This is a genomic window from Mesorhizobium sp. M0771 (assembly GCF_040320155.1).
In the GTDB taxonomy this organism is placed as follows: domain Bacteria; phylum Pseudomonadota; class Alphaproteobacteria; order Rhizobiales; family Rhizobiaceae; genus Mesorhizobium.
In genome coordinates this window covers 25,679-40,416 of the sequence record NZ_JAMYPC010000022.1, presented here as the reverse complement: position 1 = coordinate 40,416, position 14,738 = coordinate 25,679, and the positions used below count along the sequence as shown (strand labels likewise).

General features: G+C 60.0%; 18 protein-coding genes. 10 read left to right on the top strand and 8 right to left on the bottom strand.

Going from position 1 to position 14,738, the window contains the following annotated elements; genetic code table 11:
- Positions 1-175: 175 nt before the first annotated feature.
- A complete protein-coding gene (locus NKI05_RS26830) occupies positions 176-700 on the bottom strand; it encodes a hypothetical protein (RefSeq protein WP_352793542.1) in 525 nt (174 codons plus the stop codon).
- A 22-nt stretch (positions 701-722) separates the two neighbouring features.
- Between NKI05_RS26830 and NKI05_RS26825 the strand changes: the two genes are divergently transcribed.
- A complete protein-coding gene (locus NKI05_RS26825) occupies positions 723-965 on the top strand; it encodes a hypothetical protein (RefSeq protein ID WP_023806332.1) in 243 nt (80 codons plus the stop codon).
- Between the two features lie 268 nt (positions 966-1,233).
- Here NKI05_RS26825 and NKI05_RS26820 read toward each other — a convergent pair whose 3' ends face one another.
- From NKI05_RS26820 to NKI05_RS26795, 6 genes are all read right to left on the bottom strand, one after another.
- Positions 1,234-1,731 carry a hypothetical protein gene (locus NKI05_RS26820; protein WP_352793540.1) on the bottom strand — a complete coding sequence of 166 codons (498 nt, stop codon included), beginning with the start codon at positions 1,729-1,731 and terminating at the stop codon, positions 1,234-1,236.
- Between the two features lie 1,000 nt (positions 1,732-2,731).
- A complete protein-coding gene (locus tag NKI05_RS26815) occupies positions 2,732-3,343 on the bottom strand; it encodes a nitrogen fixation protein NifQ (RefSeq protein ID WP_352793614.1) in 612 nt (203 codons plus the stop codon).
- 332 nt (positions 3,344-3,675) lie between these two features.
- Positions 3,676-3,867, bottom strand: a complete 192-nt coding sequence (locus NKI05_RS26810) for a ferredoxin (protein ID WP_081725572.1) — start codon at positions 3,865-3,867, stop codon at positions 3,676-3,678.
- A 40-nt stretch (positions 3,868-3,907) separates the two neighbouring features.
- Entirely contained in the window at positions 3,908-5,125 is a 1,218-nt protein-coding gene (locus tag NKI05_RS26805; protein WP_352793538.1) for a cytochrome P450, read from the bottom strand.
- A gap of 821 nt (positions 5,126-5,946) precedes the next feature.
- Positions 5,947-7,038 (bottom strand): hemin-degrading factor, encoded by a 1,092-nt coding sequence (locus tag NKI05_RS26800; RefSeq protein WP_352793536.1) that lies wholly within the window; start codon positions 7,036-7,038, stop codon positions 5,947-5,949.
- Positions 7,039-7,068: 30 nt separating this feature from the next.
- The gene (locus NKI05_RS26795; protein WP_156941050.1) at positions 7,069-7,143 is read right to left on the bottom strand and encodes a hypothetical protein; all 75 of its coding nucleotides are present in this window, start codon (positions 7,141-7,143) and stop codon (positions 7,069-7,071) included.
- Between NKI05_RS26795 and NKI05_RS26790 the strand changes: the two genes are divergently transcribed.
- The 6 genes from NKI05_RS26790 to nifW all read left to right on the top strand — a co-directional run bounded on the left by NKI05_RS26790 (position 7,114) and on the right by nifW (position 11,248).
- A complete protein-coding gene (locus tag NKI05_RS26790) occupies positions 7,114-7,503 on the top strand; it encodes a hypothetical protein (protein ID WP_245267180.1) in 390 nt (129 codons plus the stop codon). The genes NKI05_RS26795 and NKI05_RS26790 overlap by 30 nt on opposite strands.
- 205 nt (positions 7,504-7,708) lie before the next feature.
- Positions 7,709-8,029 (top strand): HesB/IscA family protein, encoded by a 321-nt coding sequence (locus NKI05_RS26785; RefSeq protein ID WP_023685013.1) that lies wholly within the window; start codon positions 7,709-7,711, stop codon positions 8,027-8,029.
- Between the two features lie 55 nt (positions 8,030-8,084).
- Entirely contained in the window at positions 8,085-8,435 is a 351-nt protein-coding gene (locus tag NKI05_RS26780; protein WP_155921674.1) for a hypothetical protein, read from the top strand.
- Between the two features lie 36 nt (positions 8,436-8,471).
- The gene (gene nifS / locus NKI05_RS26775) at positions 8,472-9,638 is read left to right on the top strand and encodes a cysteine desulfurase NifS (RefSeq protein WP_023685015.1); all 1,167 of its coding nucleotides are present in this window, start codon (positions 8,472-8,474) and stop codon (positions 9,636-9,638) included.
- Between the two features lie 25 nt (positions 9,639-9,663).
- Complete coding sequence (gene nifV / locus NKI05_RS26770; protein WP_352793535.1) at positions 9,664-10,884, top strand: homocitrate synthase; 1,221 nt, start codon at positions 9,664-9,666, stop codon at positions 10,882-10,884.
- Positions 10,868-11,248: a nitrogenase stabilizing/protective protein NifW gene (gene nifW / locus NKI05_RS26765; protein WP_023687348.1), complete on the top strand. Its 381-nt coding sequence runs from the start codon at positions 10,868-10,870 to the stop codon at positions 11,246-11,248. The genes nifV and nifW overlap by 17 nt, the downstream gene beginning before the upstream one ends.
- 52 nt (positions 11,249-11,300) lie before the next feature.
- Here nifW and NKI05_RS26760 read toward each other — a convergent pair whose 3' ends face one another.
- A complete protein-coding gene (locus NKI05_RS26760) occupies positions 11,301-11,510 on the bottom strand; it encodes a hypothetical protein (protein WP_023708822.1) in 210 nt (69 codons plus the stop codon).
- Between NKI05_RS26760 and NKI05_RS26755 the strand changes: the two genes are divergently transcribed.
- From NKI05_RS26755 to NKI05_RS26745, 3 genes are read left to right on the top strand one after another with little or no spacing between them, the layout of a single operon-like run.
- Positions 11,434-12,285, top strand: a complete 852-nt coding sequence (locus NKI05_RS26755; RefSeq protein WP_023672212.1) for an electron transfer flavoprotein subunit beta/FixA family protein — start codon at positions 11,434-11,436, stop codon at positions 12,283-12,285. The two genes, NKI05_RS26760 and NKI05_RS26755, sit on opposite strands and share 77 nt — an antisense overlap.
- An 18-nt stretch (positions 12,286-12,303) precedes the next feature.
- Positions 12,304-13,413, top strand: coding sequence for an electron transfer flavoprotein subunit alpha/FixB family protein (locus tag NKI05_RS26750; RefSeq protein WP_023685019.1), 1,110 nt, complete (start codon positions 12,304-12,306; stop codon positions 13,411-13,413).
- A 10-nt stretch (positions 13,414-13,423) separates the two neighbouring features.
- Positions 13,424-14,731, top strand: coding sequence for an FAD-binding protein (locus NKI05_RS26745; RefSeq protein ID WP_023687350.1), 1,308 nt, complete (start codon positions 13,424-13,426; stop codon positions 14,729-14,731).
- Positions 14,732-14,738 lie beyond the last annotated feature (7 nt).

The window sequence follows — 14,738 nt, the reverse complement described above, 5'->3', positions numbered from 1 at the left end:
CGGCTTTCGGAGTAGTTTTACTCGGGGCGGCTTTACCGCCAGACGAGCGCAAGAGCACTCAGCCCCAACATTCCGAACAGCATCAAGAGACCATAGGCAACCCTGTTGCGGCAAGCCCTCCGCCAGTCCAACAGGCAAATGAACCCCCAAGTTACACTAACCCATGCCAAGCAGGTCACGATGACGCAGTTCCGATCTGTGTGCCCAGTGGAACGCTGCCGACGCTGCCCAACAGTCGGCGAACTGGACCACCATTGGCGCTATCGTGGGTGCTTTCACGCTCGCCGCTGCTATGGCCGCTGCTTACTACGCCAAAGAGGCTGCTAGGCACACCCAGCGCAGCGCCGACATTGCCGAAAAGGCTTTGCTCGATATCGAGCGCCCGTATTTGTTCGTCACCGCCACCAAACCGTTGGTGGGGGTGACGCAAGATTGGGCTGACAAGCCCGACAACAAAAGACCAATTCCGGAAGCGGCATACTCGATCAAGAATTTCGGACGCACTCCTGCCATCATAAACGAGATTCGGGCGAGCCTCCGGCTTTGCAACTTGCCGCCAACTCCGCATTACCATCCCGGAGAAATCAATGACGTTGAACGGGTGCTCGGGGCAGACGATGCTCTTAGCCCTGCAGCTTTTGATCGCGGCGGCCCTATCACAAACCATGTGCTGAATGAGCTTTTCCTGTCCGATACTCACATAGGGGCGGGTTCCCTTCCATATGTATCTGTATGGCGAGATCACTTATACGAGCGTCAACGGGATCACCGACCAATTCGGATTTATCTACCGCTACTCGCCTCCCGGCAATACGTTCCATTTGCAGGACATTCCCGGCTACACCTACCGCCGCCGTGACGTGAAGAAACATAAGCAAAACGATGACTTATCGGCCTTAGACTTGCTCCGAACGCGTAAAAGCGGCCTCGGGCGGTTGCAAGATCGCTACAATGTTTATTTTTGATATCCGCTCGGTAAGGCGCTTTTCGCTTAAGCAACTAGGCGTTCTCACATTTTTTGTTCAAGAACAAGGCGTTACACAACTTGCCTACGAGGCGAAAGCGCCTTAAGTGTCAACGTTTACATACGCGAAAGTGCCTAAACATCGTGCCTGCTGCGGATGGAAAAACGCTGACTGTAAAGCCCGCCAACCTTTCGGCGGGCGGGCTTCCACTGCCGGAACTGGAGAGTGTCATGTCGACAGCCCCGACAGGTCGGAAAGGGGTCGCTGGTTAGCGGCGCGAGATCAGCAAGCAGAGCCGGCGCAGGTCACGATCATAGGTATCTTCGTTGCTAAGCACTTCGACGCAGCGCTTCTTCATCCGAGTGACCTGGGCGTTCGACATATCGCCGACAACGCGAGCCAGATTCGGGTTGCTCGAAGCGGTCGGGTTGCTGGGGTTGGCGGCTGGATTGGTTCCAACGCCGACATTTACGTCGGTACCGACCCCGGTGACGACACCGACATTGGCGCCGCCGGTGCCGATGGAAGCAGTCGCTCCGCCAGTGCCGCCGACGGAGGCTGCGGCATTTGCCCCAGAACCGCCTAGGGATACGCTAGCCGTAGCGCCGCTGTTGCCGCCCACATTAGCGCTGGCGCCTCCGCTGCCGACGGATACCCCGCCGACGCCTCCGACATTAATTCCAGCTGCAGTCGCTGGCATGCAAAGAATTACGACAACACATCCGGCAGTCAGACTGCCCGTAAGAATTTCAAAAATTCTTGCCATAGTACGCCTCCTTGTTGCCCTGCAAAGGATGGGACATTTTTTGGGACCTACGGACCCCATAGTGACGCACTAGAGTTGAAAAACAACTTAACGGCCCGCGAAAGATTCGTTCTTGGATCATTACTTGGTAATTCTCAGGAGTCAGATATAATAAAATTTTACTGTGGCTCCTACGTGATTTTTCCATTTGTCAGATAATATCATTCCCTAAGCACTCCAGGTGCGGTGCAACAAAGTTCAGGGATGACCGTCCGGCGATCAGTAAGCGGCTACTACCGCCGATCGGACATACAACGCTATATTAGCACCTTTGACGAACCCGACCGGCGGGCCGAGCCAGAATCCCGTCAGCGCAAAACCTGCAAAATCGCTTCCGATGCTCGCCATTGACTAGCACGGAGGAAGTTCTGAGCGCCAAACACGGTGACCATCAACCTACGGCCGCTGGTAACTGTCGACGTCGAGCATTTCGCCTGGTTGAAAGCTATGTGGCGCCGAAGCGGAAGAAAACACTGCAGACCCCGTTTCCTAAAATCGTATCAGGGCATTAGCAGTGACGCCGAGCGGCCGCCGACCTATCGATTAACTCGGTCCGGAGCCAGAGCGTTATAAAGGAGCAAACACGCCAGAAGTGAGATGACGCTGCCTAGCAGTTGGTCTGCCGTCAGGCCGGAAAAATAAACGAGATCGAACGCCAGTACAGCCATCGCTCTAGCCACTCATGAATTGGAAAACCTAACGAGCTGGTCACCAAGTCCGGCCTGCTCAAGATCGCGCAACGTGTCCTTCAACTCCTTGCGCTTGTAGCGATTGATGATGCCGGCTTAGGTTGTGGCGGCATCTAACAAACATTCGACTCGCGCCTGCCATGACAACGACCCGCCGAAGCGAGCATCGCGAGCGCACAGTATTCAAATCCCCCAAGGCGTCCGTCGAGATTTGACAACAGACAGATGGCGCGGCGCGAGCTCTGACGCTGTACGACTGACGCAAGCGGCTCTCAATCCTGGGCGTTGTCCTTGGTCCGTGTGAGGCGGCTTTCGCCTTCCTCCGGGCCGAAGCAGCTTTCGAAATCGTTGCAGTCCCGGCAACTGGGGGAGCTGCACAGCGAAAAGCCTTCGGCCTCGCAGAGCTTTCGGTAAAAGTATTTTTTCCATTTCATGTTTTGGGTGTTGCCGGCCGCCAGCGTCGGAAAATGCGAGGCGAGCAGGCGGCCGAGGTCGCTTCGACTAAAAAGGCCAAGGTCTTGCCAGAGGTGGTCATTGCGCATGGCACGCCGGGCGATGATCTTGGCGAAGCGGGCGCTTGCCTTGTCGTCGGGCCGGGCATGCGCCAGCAGCAGTCCGCGCAGAAGTTCTTCTTCCAGATCCGGCTCAGGCTCGCTCCCCTCTTCCAAGGCAAACGCGTTGATAGGAAAAGCAGGGAAACAGCGGGACAGGACATCGCGCAACTCGACGCGCGAAAGTCCGGTTGCCTCCGTCGCCGTCGCCTCGCCGGCCTCGATCTCCTCGAGCGCACGTGAAAGCACACAGGCAAGCACATGCTGGTCGAACCTTCTCTCCAGCTGCGGCCATTGGCCGGTGCTGAGCCGGGCATAATGTTGGGCAAATATGGTGCGTTCTCCTGGTTTCGCCCTATCAAATCATGCAGAGACCCGACCTGCCGCAAAATGGGTCGGGCAGTTCTTCGGTACGGCACTCCGGGTCGCCTCGCGTCGAGTAGTTCGGCAATTCTCGTCTGGTCCATCGGCTCTGGCGCAAATTCTGTGATTCGAAGAGGTTCGCGAACCCCGGCCCTGCCGTTTGCGCCTCACGGGGAACACTGGCGCCGGAATTTGCCCCGCAGAGTTGGACGTGAACAGTGCGGGACAGAGGTCGCGTGCTGAGTGCGGCCACATGGTTCAAGCCGCCAGACTCACGGTTGAATGCCGTCTCATCCAGAGCGTCAGCGAGTGAGTTCCAGCGCACGTTCAGGACAGGATCGCGCGCCTCGTGATGCAGGCAGTTCCTCCCCTTCCGCAACTTCAATGTCACCAGGCAGGATGTAACCGTCATTATCGAGTTTAAAGATGTCCGGCGCTTGCGCCGCGCATCGCGCGTGGCCCTGGCATTTGGCCTTTTGGACGATGATGCGCATGGCGCTGCCTCCATTGTCTGTGCCCGGGCTCGGGGCGGGCCTAAGACCAGTACAGGATCAAATTTTCGATCCCGAACACATGGCCGCCAGAAGTTATCGGCGCCGTACCCTGCTTGATCCTGAAAGCCGGGATGCGCGCCAGCCACTCCTCCAGGCCAATGACAATCTCGCGCCGGGCAAGGTGTGAGCCAAGGCAACGGTGGGGACCATAGCCAAACGCTGCGTGGCGGTTGTCCTCCCGCTCCAAATCAATCGTGTTGGGGCATTCGAATTCCGCCGGGTCACGATTGGCAATCATCGTGGCGCAGGAAACATAGTCCCCCTTCCGGATCGGCGCGCCTTCGAAGTCGATATCTTTCGTGGCCACGCGGATCAACTGAATGGGCGGATAGGCCCGCAGCAATTCTTCGGTTGCGAGCGGGATGCGGTCCGGTTCGCTCCGCAGCAATTGCTGATCTTTGAGGTTGCGTGCGAGGTACGCCAAGTCAAAGCCTATAGCTGCTGCGACCGTGTCGAGCCCAGCGACGAAGACAAGCACGCCGATGCCGCGGACTTGGGTGTCAGTCAGCCGGCGGCCCTCGACCTGTGCCTGCACTATAAAGGTCATGAAATCGTCAACCGCCTCATCGCGGCGCATGGCTGCAAGTTCGTCGATGAATGCCACGATCGTCCGGGCAGCCACAGGTCGTTCCTTATCGTCGCCGTGGAGCAGATCTTTCCCCCAGCCGACGAATGTATCGAGTCGGTCATCAGGCAACCCCAGAAAGCGAAGAAAGGTGCTCACCGCAAAAGGAAAGGCAAAATCCTTCATCACGTCGCAGCTTGTGCGCGACGCGGCGATCCTTTCGATCAGCTCGACCGCCCGTTCGCGGACAGCCGGTTCCAAAGCCAACACCCGCTTTGGCGAAAGCAGCGGATTAAGCAGTGAGCGAAAGACGCCATGGGCCGGTGGATCGAGCTCAAGCGGGATCGTCGGCCAGTTCTCACCCAGTATGGAGGAGAAGATGCTGCGATGGCTGGAAAAAGTCTCTGCGTCCTGCAGCACCTTCCGCTGGTCCGCAGCACGGGTGATGACCCAGGTACCCCGGCCATCTTGCGTGTTGTAGCGGGAGTAAAAGATCGGAGGCCCGTCATGTACGCAAGCGACAGCTGCGTGTGGATCCCCGTTTGGTGTTGGTGGCATCCCTGGCGATGTAAACAGGCTGAAGTCCCTCACCATTTCGGGCGGGACATGATCTGGAACGGGGTTGGTCGCCATTTTGTTTTCTCTACATTGGCGTTCATGGCTCAATTGAGATTGCACCGCTGTTCATAAAGTCGATTTCCAGCATGGGCACGTCTCTTGTCGGGCGCCTTCTAGATCTGATACAGCCCACCTGCACCCGCGGATGAGATGGGTTGCGAAGTCGATCAGAGGGGCATCACCGCCGCGCTCCGGTCATGAAGCAAAGCGGCCGCTTATCCCCGTTAGGGTTGAGGGACTGGTCAATCACCTCTGCCCTGCTGATCAAATTGTCGAAGCAAGTCGCGTGCCGGATAGGGGTAGCCATGGCGCTGCACCAAAGCAATGCCAGCCTGGGCCCGCCGCTGATGATCACCTGTCCATCATTCTTGTGACAACGTCCGACAACCGACATCCGTGGTCGGTTTTGTCGAGCCCGCGACATCGGGCTGTTCGGCTTGGCTGTTGCTGCACAGCCTGCCGGTCGACGAGCGAGTAGATCGCCCGCACGGCCCGGATTGAGCAACGACGCGATCCAGCGCAAGGATCGGGTGCGGTCCGAGAAGACCCGACGGCGCTTGCGCGAGTATCAAAAAGGTCAAGCCGCGCTTCGGTTCGGCGCTGATGGCGTATGCGTTTTATCGCTCGCAGGCGCTGCAAGGCTTTTCCGGCAGACGGCGATGCACTCGTGCGCACCGGTGCCGACCGGCGACCAGCTTGACTGTATAGATGCGGTCCATCCGGCGTGCATCACCTGACCATGCGCATGCGCTACGACGGCATCCTTTCCGCTCATGGACCTAGATTTGCTCGCGAGCCGCTGTCGGAACGTGGTGCTGAGTCCTATCGCGGCCAATTCAATCCGAGGACCTGTCGGCAGTCAACACACCCCTGGAGGTCGGACCGGGAACGCGTGGCAGACTCTCGGCCAGAAACCGCCAGTCGCTGCCCTCGCGTTCGCCTTCCTTGCGCGTGCCGAAGAACTGGATGATCATCTTGCCGTCCGCGCCATAGGCTTCAATGGACGTAACGTGACCATCCCTCGTCGGCTTGCGCACGGCCCAGACCTCGCGGATGCGATGGGTCCTAAGATGCAGATGGAAGGTCTCTTCGAGCACATTGATCCGCGGCCCGATCTGCTTGACCGACCTGATCGGGCCGGAATGGATCTGAATGCAACCACGATTGCCGACAAAGCACATGATCGGCATCTCGTCTTCGGCCGCCTGTTGGAACAGGGCGCCAATGGCATCATTGTCGAGTAGCCAGGCGTCATCCTCGTCGGCCATACGCATCGCCTGGCAGCGGCTGAGCGTCAGTGTCTTCAACATATGGTAGAACTGATGCACGTCGCTTAGCCGGCCCCAGTGCTCGCGTAGGTCGTCGACCGTGGTGGCGTGGTCTGGACTCACTGCGTTATCGCGCGCCCCGCTCGCCTCGAGCGATATGATCGGCTCCTGGTCGGGGGATACAAGCTCTGCCGTCAGATCCTGATAGGCCTGCAGGTTCGAGGCGGGCGTGAGATGAGCTTTGTGCATCGCCTCGCCGGTGGCATCAAAGAATTGCAGGCTGCGGGGGATCTCGGCCCCCTCGCGCTTCTCGACGGCGAAGCCATACGCCCACGCTTTCGGGAAGATGCGCAGGTCGATCTCGTCGCCGAGCAGTATGGCATGCTGGTTGCCGGTGACCACTTTGCCGTAGACGCCAATCTTTTGGTGCACGGCACTTTCGTTGCTGGTGACCGCCATTACCTCGCCGACCGCTTCGAGGCCGGTCAGCAGATCATCGACGCGCGGCTCGATGCGCACCGCGCCGTGACCACAATGCGCCGCGACCAACTCGGCTTCCGAAATGCCCAATCGAGCGGCGAGATCATGCTCCCGGATCTTCGGATTGTCTTTGCACGCCCGCCGGATTTCGTCGGGCGACGGTTTCTCGCGTTGGTCCATGCTTACCCCTGTTTCTACGACGTGTGAGGATCATCTGCCCTGCCCGGGAATCTTCAGCCGATAAGGCGCGCCGAAATGCTCGATCCTGATCTGCTGCTGGCCCATGAACAAGGTGTCGCTGGACAGCGTGCGCACGGCGTCGCACCGATGCGAAAACCGGCGAGCAGCCACATGCCGATGGCATCCCATCGAGCCGGTCGGCGGCTACTGGGCGGTGGTGAGCCAGTATGGATGTTGTCGCAATCGGCCAAGCGGGCATTCGGATGCCACGAGCGGCGCTGCTTTGCCAACAACGCGTATCTGACCACGGTCCTGACATGTTACTCCCTTGCTTCGCCCATCCATCGCGATGGCACCCACGGCATGGTTGTGGATCGGCATGCTCTTGCCGTCTCGCCAAACGGAGCTTCAAAAACCGTGCCAATTGCGCCGAGGCAAGCTCAGAAGAAGTTCTGTCCTTGGTGATGTGAGTTCACCCAAGAACTCAGGCCAACATCCCTCGTGCCGGACCCGACAAACCCGACAGCACGTGTCGATTGGCCGACACCTTATCAGCAATCAAGAGGCACCAGTGCGAGAGATGCCGCGCTGTGTTGAAACGTTTTTTGGCTTTGGCACGGTGCATGCAACGTGATGGGCAAGCAGGTCGCGGACTGAGGAGAATGGAGCCATGATTACGCTCACCGACAACGCTGTTGCCGCCTTCAAGACTGCTCTTTGCCGTGCCAGCGAGCCGGCGGACGGCTTTCGCATTATGGTCGAGGCCGGCGGCTGCGCAGGCTTCAAATACTTAATGGGCCTGGAGAGCGTGTCGCGCGAGGGCGACGCGATCACTGACACAGATGGGGTCAAGCTGTTCGTGGACGCGGGCTCCCAACCCCATGTAGCCGGCATGACCGTCGACTTCCTCACCGGGCTCCAATCTTCCGGTTTTGTCTTCGATAACCCCAATGCGCGCGAAAAGTGCGGCTGCGGCAAGTCCTTCAGTTAAACGCCCGAAGCGCCTGTGCGGCCGACAGAGTGATTTTGCGGCAGAGGAGACTTATATGGCCGGCACAACAGATGTCCCCGTCCTAAAAAACAAGACAAGGTCAAAGCCGATCTCGGGACCGCCATTCGCTCCCAGTAGGATTCAAAGAACGTCGCCTCCCGAAGCAGCTCGGTTCCTGGTGGCACCCGAGCTGCTTGCGGACAAATCGCGCCGCTGCGCCAAATTCGGCTCATCGGTAGCGTTATCGCGTTCGGGCGTCCTTACCTGCGGGCTGACCTACGGCCACTGCGAACATGTCCATATCGACGGAGATCCGGTTTACGTCAAACACTCCGGGCGCCTGCGCGCGCTGCCAGTTCAAATGATCATCAACGGCATGCGCCAGAGGCTCAACGAGTCGGTCTAGCGCTCGCGTCATTCTGTTTAACTGAGGATCGCACCTATGAAGCCTGTCTACCTCGACAACAACGCAACCACACGGGTCGATCCTGAGGTCGTGCAAGCGATGTTGCCGTTCTTTAGGGATCAATTCGGCAACCCTTCGTCGGCACACGCTCTTGGCGCCTCAGTCAGTGCGGCGGTGAGAAAGGCGCGGAGGCAGTTGCAAGCTCTGATCGGCGCGGAGTTCGAGGATGAGATCACTTTCACCTCGGGTGGGACAGAAAGCGACAATGCAGCGCTTCTTTCAGCGCTCGAGGCGGCGCCCAACCGAACCGAGATCGTGACGTCCGCGGTCGAGCATCCCGCCGTGCTCACGCTCTGCGCGCATCTTGAGAAGACCCGCCGCCTCAAGGTGCACAGGATCCCGGTGGATTGCCGTGGTCGGCTCGATCTCGACGCCTATATGGCCGCCCTCACCCCACAGGTTGCAATCGTGTCAATAATGTGGGCGAACAACGAGACTGGTGTGATCTTCCCCGTGGCAAGGCTTTCCGAGTTGGCCAAGGAAGTGGGCGCCCTATTCCATACCGATGCTGTGCAGGCGGTCGGCAAGCTTCCGATGGACCTGAAGTCGACCGCAATCGACATGCTGTCGCTCTCCGGCCACAAGCTGCACGGGCCGAAAGGGATCGGTGCGCTTTTCGTAAAACGTGGCGTCGATTTCCATTCGCTGATCAAGGGGGGTCACCAAGAGCACAACCGGCGTGCTGGCACCGAGAATACGCCCGGCATAGCCGGGCTCGGCACGGCGGCCGAACTCGCCTTGAAATTCATGGACGACGAGACCACACGGGTAAAGTCGCTCCGCGATCGCCTGGAGGGCGGGATCCTCCAGCGCATCCCAAGCACCTGTGTCACTGGTGATCCCTTGCAACGGTTGCCCAACACCGCAAACATCTCCTTCGAACATGTCGAAAGTGATGGAATTCCACTTCTCCTCAGCCGCATTGGCATCGCGTGTTCCTCTGGCTCGGCCTGCACCTCCGGCTCTCTGGAACCAAGCCATGTCCTAAGCGCGATGAAAACGCCACACGCGGCAGTCCGCTTCTCCTTGGCGCGGGACAACAGCGAAGAGGACATCGACCGGGTGCTCGAGGTCATGCCGGGAATCGTGGGGAAGCTGCGCAGCTTTTCCGGTTCTGGGCCGGGTAGTCCGGTCTATGCGTGAGCCGCAGAAGAACAGGCTGCCTGTCATGACCGGTCATGTCTCCCTCAACGATACGACCTTGCGCGATGGCGAGCAGGCGCCGGGCGTCGCCTTCACCACGACGGAAAAGCTGGAGATCGCTGAGTCTCTTGCGGCGGCTGGCGTGACAGAGATCGAGATCGGCACGCCGGTCATGGGCGTCGACGAGATGGAAACAATTCGCGCCGTGGTAGCGCGGCGTCTTCCGGTTCGGCTCATGGCCTGGTGCCGGATGACGTCGTTGGATCTCGATGCAGCGATCGAGAGCGGCGTCCAAGCGGTCAATTTGTCGCTGCCTGCGTCGGACATCCAACTTGCCGCCAAGCTCGGCCTCGACAAGGCGGGAGCGCTCCAGGTCATCGATCATATGGTCAGGCGCGCCGCCGATGCCGGCTTCTTCGTCGCGGTGGGCTGCGAGGATGCCTCGCGGGCCAATCGGGATCATCTCGCCCGCGTCATCGAGACGGCCGCACGCGCCGGCGCAAGCCGCGTGAGGCTGGCCGACACAGTCGGTGTTCTCGACCCGTTTTCGACCTTCGAACTTGTCGCCCAGCTCGTGGTGCAGTCTCCAATCGACCTTGAATTTCATGCGCACAACGATCTCGGACTTGCTGGCGCCAACACGCTGGCGGCGATCCGCGCAGGCGCGCGCCATGCCTCCGTCACCGTCCTGGGGCTCGGCGAGCGTGCGGGCAATGCCGCGCTGGAGGAGGTGGCCGCCGCAATGGCAGTCTTCGACGGCGCAGACACCGGCATTGAGCTGACCGCATTGCCCGGCCTCGCCGCCCAGGTGGCTTGGGCCGCCCGCCGGCAGACCGCAGCCACTAAGCCGGTCGTCGGCGCCGATGTTTTCACCCACGAATCCGGCATTCACGTCGCAGGGCTGCTGAAGGACTCGCGTACTTATCAGGGGCTCGATCCGACTCTCGTGGGCCGCTGCCGGCGGATCGTCATCGGCAAGCATTCCGGCGCCACTGCGATTGCCCATGTGCTGAGCGAAAGCGGTCGCGATCTCGACCCGGATCTGGCAGCCGCGATGGTGGCCCGCGTCCGACGCGAGGCGGCCGAGACCAAATCGACCGTCACTGCAACTCGACTGGTCGAGCTCTACGATGGAATGTGCAGCGAGGCATCCCTATCGAGCTGTGCGGGTCCAAGTCAGCCGTGCGCGAGCGCACAGAGGCCACAGTTTTGCGACCAGGAAGAATGCAATGAATTGTTCCGCTGACAGCCGCCCCATGGATGTCACCGACATCCTCGCACGACTGAAGCGCTTGTCGGCTGCAGAGGAATTCTTCTCAGTCCTAGGCGTCGCCTATGACCCGAAGGTACTGAATGTCTCGCGGCTCCATATCATGAAGCGTGTGGGCCAATACCTCGCCGAAGAAGATTTCTCCGGTCTGCCCGACCAGGTGATTGCCGCGAGGGTGCGCGCGACGCTCGAACGAGCTTACGAGGACTTTGCGATTTCCTCGCCGCTCACGCATCGGATTTTCAAGGTGCTCAAGGACCACGATCCGAACAAACCTGCCGCGCCGGGTCACACCTTTGTTCCGTTCGACTCGGTACTGAAGCGGTTCGGACGGGAATGATCGGCGACAAGGGTGCGACGCGACAATGTCGAGCAGCCGCCAAATGCGGTCATCACCACAGCGCCGTCAGAAGCAACCAGCCGAAGTTGTAGGAAAGGGGGAGCGCAAGAGACTTGGCACGAATAATGCGGACAAAGGAGATAACCGCAATGCCGGACCCGGACAGGAGCCTAGAGAAACCGCCAATGCACATCGTAATCTGCATCAAGCAGGTGCCGGACTCGGCACAGATAAGGGTCCATCCGGTCACGAACACGATCATGCGCCAGGGTGTTCCGACCATCATCAACCCTTACGACCTGTTCGCCCTCGAAGAAGCGCTCAGACTGCGCGACGCACATGGCGGCGAAGTCACTGTGCTCACCATGGGTCCGCCCATGGCAGAGGACGCGCTGCGCAAGGCGCTCGGTTACGGCGCCGACCGAGCGGTGCTCTTGACCGACCGCTATTTTGCCGGCTCCGACACGCTGGCAACCTCGTTCGCCCTTTCCCAGGCAATCGCGAAGATTGGCGAGACGTTCGGCACGCCAGACCTCGTCTTCACCGGCAAGCAGACGATCGATGGCGACACCGCCCAGGTCGGGCCCGGCATCGCCAAGCGCCTCGGACTCCTGCAACTGACCTATGTCGCGAAGATCCCTTCTGTCGACCTTGCTGCACGCGAGATCAAGGTCGAGCGCCGTTCCGAAGGCGGCACACAGATGCTGAAGAGCAGGCTCCCTTGCCTCATCACCATGCTGGAAGGCACAAACGAGATCCGCCGGGGCTCGATCCAGGACGCCTTGTGCGCCGCGCGCAGCCAGGTCTTGAAATGGAGCGCGGCCGACGCCGGCATTGAGGATCTCACCAAATGCGGCCTGCGCGGTTCACCGACGGTCGTCAAACGTGTTTTCGCCCCTCCTGCTCGAGCTGAAAAGGCGGCACAAATCGACACCGCCGAGAAGGCCTTGCGCGATGTCGCTGACGAACTCATCACCGCAATCTTCACCCGCCAGCCGGCGCTGGAACATGAGCTCGCCTTTAACGGCGGCGCGTGACGGCAAGGAGCAAAAACGATGTCGACCGCGAACGGAGAAACCCCTCGCCCTGCCGCCGGCCGCGCCGGCATAAAGAAGGAGTTGCCCGCCCATTTCAAGGACTACCGGCACGTTTGGGTTTTCATCGAGCTCGAACGTGGCGAGGTCCATCCGGTATCGTTCGAACTGCTCGGCGAAGGCCGCAACTTAGCAGACAAGCTTCAGGTCCAGCTTGCAGGTGTCGTGCTTGGACCGCCGGGAGAGGCCGTGGGGAACGCCGTTGCCGAAGCATTCGCGTATGGCGCTGACCTTGTCTACATCGCCGAGGCGCCCCTGCTCGCCGACTATCGGAATGAACCTTTCACCAAGGCGTTGACGGATCTGGTCGATACCCACAAACCCGAAATCCTTCTTCTCGGTGCCACCACACTGGGCAGGGATCTTGCCGGCTCCGTGGCGACGACCTTGCAGACGGGGCTCACGGCCGACTGCACCGAACTCGATGTAGATACCGACAGTTCGCTCGCCGCCACGCGTCCGACTTTCGGCGGTTCCTTGTTGTGCACGATCTATACGCTCAATTTCCGCCCGCAGATGGCGACCGTGCGGCCGAGGGTCATGCCCATGCCGCAGCGGACGGATAAACCGGTCGGGCGTGTCATCCGGCACAAGCTTTCGCTTGCCGAGGACGAGATCGCTACCAAAGTCCTCGGCTTCCTGCCGGACAATCAGTCGGCGAAGGCAAACCTTGCCTATGCCGACGTCGTGGTTGCGGGAGGCCTTGGTCTTGGCGCGGCGGAGAACCTGCAGCTTGTGAAGAACCTCGCACGAGCAATCGGCGCCGAGCACGGCTGTTCGCGTCCGTTAGTCCAGAAGAGCTGGATGCCAGCTGATCGGCAGATCGGCCAAACTGGCAAGACGATCCGGCCGAAGCTTTACATAGCGGCCGGGATTTCCGGCGCCGTCCAGCATCGGGTTGGCGTGGAGGGGGCGGATCTCATCGTGGCCATCAACACCGACCCGAACGCGCCGATTTTCGATTTCGCTCACCTCGGAATCGTCACCGACGCGATCCGCTTCCTGCCCGCACTGACGGAAGCCTTCACCCGGCGGCTGTCGCCCCACAGTCGCGATAAGCTTTCGAGCTAAGGGGATGGACATGATCGAGGAAAACTTCGACGCCATTGTTGTTGGGGCAGGCATGTCCGGAAACGCAGCTGCTTACACCATGGCCAGCCATGGCCTGAAGGTGCTGCAGTTGGAGCGGGGTGAATACCCGGGCTCCAAGAATGTCCAGGGTGCCATCATGTACGCGAACATGCTGGAGAAGATCATCCCGGATTTCCGGGATGATGCGCCTCTCGAGCGGCATTTGGTTGAACAGCGGCTTTGGGTGATGGACGACACATCCCATACCGGGATTCACTATAGGTCGGACGACTTCAATGAGGCGAAGCCCAACCGATACACGATCATCCGTGCCCAGTTCGATAAATGGTTTTCGCGTAAGGTGCGCGCGGCCGGCGCGACCGTTCTGTGCGAGACGACCGTGACGGAACTCATCCGTGATGCCAAGGACAGGGTGATCGGCGTCCGCACAGACCGGGCGGGCGGGGCCATCTACGCGGACGTGGTCGTTCTCGCAGAAGGTGTCTGCGGACTGCTTGGCACTCGAGCCGGCCTGCGCGAGATGCCAAAGCCGCAAACCGTGGCCCTCGCCGTCAAGGAAATGCATTTCTTGCCCGAAGAGGTCATTGAGCAGCGGTTCGGCGTAAAGGGCGATGAGGGCTGCGTGATCGAGGCGGTGGGCACGACCTCCCGCAGCATGGCCGGGCTCGGCTTCCTCTATACCAACAAGGAGTCCATCTCACTGGGCATTGGCTGCCTCGTCTCCGATTTTGCCGCGATGGTCGAGAGCCCCTACGTTCTCCTTGATGCCTTGAAGAGCCATCCTTCGATCCGGCCGCTGATCGCCGGCTCGGAAGTGAAAGAATATTCCGCACACCTCATTCCCGAAGGCGGCTACAAGGCTATTCCGCAGCTCTTTGGCGATGGTTGGGTCGTGGTCGGCGATGCCGCGCAACTGAACAACGCGATTCACCGCGAGGGTTCGAACCTCGCCATGACCTCCGGCCGCATTGCGGCTGAGGCAATCGTCGAGGTCAAGAGCCGCAACGGTCCGATGAACAAACGGAATCTCGCCCTTTACAAAGCCATGCTGGACAAGTCCTTCGTGGTCAAGGACCTGAGGAAATACAAAGACATGCCGGCCTTGCTCCACACCAATTCCAGCAATTATTTCACGACTTATCCGCGGTTGATGTCGCAAGCTGCGCAGAACTTCATGCGTGTCGACGGCACGCCGAAGATCGAGAAGGAAAAGGCGACCACGGCGGCCTTCATCAAGGCGCGCTCGCGCTGGGGGCTGGTCAGCGACGCGGTCCGCCTTGCATTGGCGTGGCGCTGAGGGGAGA

Excerpts from the sequence above, each read along its gene's own strand:
- NKI05_RS26825 (WP_023806332.1), top strand. The coding sequence starts at position 723 with ATGTATCTGTATGGCGAGATCACTTATACGAGCGTCAACGGGATCACC.
- NKI05_RS26820 (WP_352793540.1), bottom strand. The coding sequence starts at position 1,731 with ATGGCAAGAATTTTTGAAATTCTTACGGGCAGTCTGACTGCCGGATGT.
- NKI05_RS26810 (WP_081725572.1), bottom strand. The coding sequence starts at position 3,867 with ATGCGCATCATCGTCCAAAAGGCCAAATGCCAGGGCCACGCGCGATGC.
- NKI05_RS26805 (WP_352793538.1), bottom strand. The coding sequence starts at position 5,125 with ATGGCGACCAACCCCGTTCCAGATCATGTCCCGCCCGAAATGGTGAGG.
- NKI05_RS26800 (WP_352793536.1), bottom strand. The coding sequence starts at position 7,038 with ATGGACCAACGCGAGAAACCGTCGCCCGACGAAATCCGGCGGGCGTGC.
- NKI05_RS26790 (WP_245267180.1), top strand. The coding sequence starts at position 7,114 with ATGCTCGATCCTGATCTGCTGCTGGCCCATGAACAAGGTGTCGCTGGA.
- NKI05_RS26785 (WP_023685013.1), top strand. The coding sequence starts at position 7,709 with ATGATTACGCTCACCGACAACGCTGTTGCCGCCTTCAAGACTGCTCTT.
- NKI05_RS26780 (WP_155921674.1), top strand. The coding sequence starts at position 8,085 with ATGGCCGGCACAACAGATGTCCCCGTCCTAAAAAACAAGACAAGGTCA.
- nifS (WP_023685015.1), top strand. The coding sequence starts at position 8,472 with ATGAAGCCTGTCTACCTCGACAACAACGCAACCACACGGGTCGATCCT.
- nifV (WP_352793535.1), top strand. The coding sequence starts at position 9,664 with ATGACCGGTCATGTCTCCCTCAACGATACGACCTTGCGCGATGGCGAG.
- nifW (WP_023687348.1), top strand. The coding sequence starts at position 10,868 with ATGAATTGTTCCGCTGACAGCCGCCCCATGGATGTCACCGACATCCTC.
- NKI05_RS26755 (WP_023672212.1), top strand. The coding sequence starts at position 11,434 with ATGCACATCGTAATCTGCATCAAGCAGGTGCCGGACTCGGCACAGATA.
- NKI05_RS26760 (WP_023708822.1), bottom strand. The coding sequence starts at position 11,510 with ATGATCGTGTTCGTGACCGGATGGACCCTTATCTGTGCCGAGTCCGGC.
- NKI05_RS26750 (WP_023685019.1), top strand. The coding sequence starts at position 12,304 with ATGTCGACCGCGAACGGAGAAACCCCTCGCCCTGCCGCCGGCCGCGCC.
- NKI05_RS26745 (WP_023687350.1), top strand. The coding sequence starts at position 13,424 with ATGATCGAGGAAAACTTCGACGCCATTGTTGTTGGGGCAGGCATGTCC.